General features: G+C 66.6%; 1 protein-coding gene. It reads left to right on the top strand.

Annotated elements, in window-relative coordinates; translation table 11 throughout:
* Positions 1-1673: DNA-directed RNA polymerase subunit beta (gene rpoB, locus ACZ6YG_RS44590; RefSeq protein WP_466021370.1), on the top strand; the 1673-nt coding region annotated here is incomplete at both ends.

The raw sequence follows: 1673 nt of genomic DNA on the forward strand, positions 1-1673 counted from the left end.
GTCATCCCGTCGCGGGGTGCCTGGCTGGAGTTCGAGATCGACAAGCGCGACAGCGTCGGTGTGCGCATCGACCGTAAGCGCAAGCAGGCCGTCACTGTGCTTCTCAAGGCACTGGGGTGGACCAGCGAGCAGATTCTCGAGCGGTTCGGCCGTTACGAGTCCATGCGCGCCACGCTGGAGAAGGACCACACCGCGGGTCAGGATGACGCCCTGCTCGACATCTACCGCAAGCTGCGGCCGGGTGAGCCGCCGACCAAGGAGTCGGCGCAGACCCTGCTGGAGAACCTGTATTTCAACCCGAAGCGTTACGACCTGGCGAAGGTCGGCCGCTACAAGATCAACAAGAAGCTCGGCGTCGGCGGAGACATCACGCAGGGCACGCTGACCGAAGAAGACATCGTCGCCACCATCGAGTACATCGTCCGCCTCCACGCGGGTGAGGATTCGATGCCGGCCTCGGCCGAGGCGCCGATCGACACGGTGATCGTCGAGACCGACGACATCGACCACTTCGGCAACCGCCGTCTGCGCAGCGTCGGCGAGCTCATCCAGAACCAGGTCCGCCTGGGCCTGGCCCGCATGGAGCGCGTCGTCCGCGAGCGGATGACCACGCAGGACGTCGAGGCGATCACGCCGCAGACCCTGATCAACATCCGCCCGGTGGTGGCGTCGATCAAGGAGTTCTTCGGCACCTCCCAGCTGTCCCAGTTCATGGACCAGACCAACCCGCTGGCCGGCCTGACGCACAAGCGGCGTCTGTCCGCGCTCGGCCCCGGTGGTCTGTCGCGTGAGCGGGCCGGCTTCGAGGTCCGCGACGTGCACCCGTCCCACTACGGCCGGATGTGCCCGATCGAGACTCCTGAAGGCCCCAACATCGGCCTGATCGGCTCGCTCGCCTCCTACGGCCGGATCAACGCGTTCGGCTTCGTCGAGACGCCTTACCGCAAGGTCGTCGACGGCAAGGTGACCGACCAGATCGACTACCTCACGGCCGACGAGGAAGACCGCTACGTCAAGGCGCAGGCCAACACCACGCTCAACCCCGACGGCTCGTTCGCCGAGTCCCGGGTGCTCGTCCGCACCAAGGGCGGCGAGACCGAGCTGGCCAGGGCCGAGGAAGTCGACTACATCGACGTGTCGCCGCGCCAGATGGTGTCGGTCGCCACCGCGATGATCCCGTTCCTGGAGCACGACGACGCCAACCGCGCGCTCATGGGCTCCAACATGCAGCGCCAGTCGGTGCCGCTGCTCAAGAGCGAGGCGCCGCTGGTCGGCACCGGCATGGAATACCGCGCCGCGACCGACGCGGGCGACGTTATCAGCGCCGAGAAGGCCGGTGTGGTCGAGGAGGTCTCGGCCGACTACGTCACCGTGGCCAACGACGACGGCACCCGCACCACCTACCGGGTGGCCAAGTTCAAGCGGTCCAACCAGGGCACCTCGTTCAACCAGAAGCCGATCGTGGCCGAGGGTGACCGGATCGAGGTCAACCAGGTCATCGCCGACGGTCCCTGCACCGAGAACGGCGAGATGGCGCTGGGCAAGAACCTCCTGGTGGCGTTCATGCCGTGGGAGGGTCACAACTACGAAGACGCGATCATCCTGTCCCAGCGGCTGGTGCAGGACGACGTGCTGTCCTCGATCCACATCGAGGAGCACGAGGTCGACGCCCG

This window comes from Nonomuraea sp. NPDC054003, from assembly GCF_055585125.1.